At 81.9% G+C, this 1044-nt stretch carries 1 pseudogene; it reads left to right on the forward strand.

The features are described 5' to 3' along the window. Positions 1–1044 (forward strand): annotated as a pseudogene (locus ABD879_RS32655) (AAA family ATPase); the annotation flags it as partial.

A 1044-nucleotide genomic window follows, 5' to 3' on the forward strand; every position in this document is an offset into this window, starting at 1 on the left:
GCCGTCGCCGGGCTGCGGGCGCGGCTCGACGACGCCCGCGTCGCCGCCGCCGGGCTCCCCGGCGCCCAGGCCGCCGTCGACGAGGCCGCCCGCCGCGTGAACGCCGCCGAGCAGCGCGACCGGGTGACCGGGCGGCTCGCCGAGGCCGAGGACGATCACCGCGCCGCCGTCGACGCCGCGCAGGAGGCCCGCGACCGGCTCCAGGAGGTCCGGCAGGCCCGGCTGGACGGCATGGCCGCCGCACTCGCCCGCGACCTGCGGCCCGGTGAGCCGTGCCGGGTGTGCGGGTCGCGCGGGCACCCCGAGCCCGCCGCGTCCCTGGGCCCGGTCCCCGGCGAGGACGACGAGCAACGCGCCCAGGCCGCCTACGAGCACGCCCAGCGGGAACGCGAGCAGGCCGCCGTGAAGGTCGAGTCGCTGCGCGCCGAACTGGACGCCGCGCTGGAGACCGCCGGCGAGGCGGACGTCACCGCGCTGGCCGCCGAGCTGGAGGCGGCCCAGCGCGCCCTCGCCGAGCTGGCCGCCCGCGCCGCCGAGGCCGAACGCCTGGAGGCCGAGCTGCGCCGCCGCGAGCAGGACCTCGAACAGGCGCGCAGCGGCCTCGACCAGGCCCGCAACGCCCTCACCGAGGCCCGCGCCCGCGACCGCGAACGGGCCGCCGAGCTGGCCCTGCTGCCCGCCGAGCTGGACGCGGCACGCGGCGACGACCCCACCCTGGAGGCCCGCATCGAGCGGCTGCTGGGCGAGGCCGACGCGCTCGCCGCCGCCGTCCAGGCCGCGCGGGACGCCGAGCACGCCGACGCCGCGCTGGCGTCCGCCCGGGAGCGGGCGGCCCGGGCGGCGGCCGACGAGGGCTTCGCCGCCCCCGACGACGCGCTCGCCGCCGCACTCTCCGACGAACAGCGCCGCGCCCTCGACCGGCAGGCCCGCGACCACGACGACCGGCTGGCCCGCGTCCAGGCCGTCCTGGACGACCCGGAGACGGCCGCCGCCGCGCAGGCCCCCGCCCCCGACCTGGCCGCGCTGGGCGCCGCCCTGGAGGCG

This window comes from Actinomadura keratinilytica (genome assembly GCF_039539665.1).
Classification (GTDB): Bacteria; Actinomycetota; Actinomycetes; order Streptosporangiales; family Streptosporangiaceae; genus Spirillospora; species Spirillospora keratinilytica.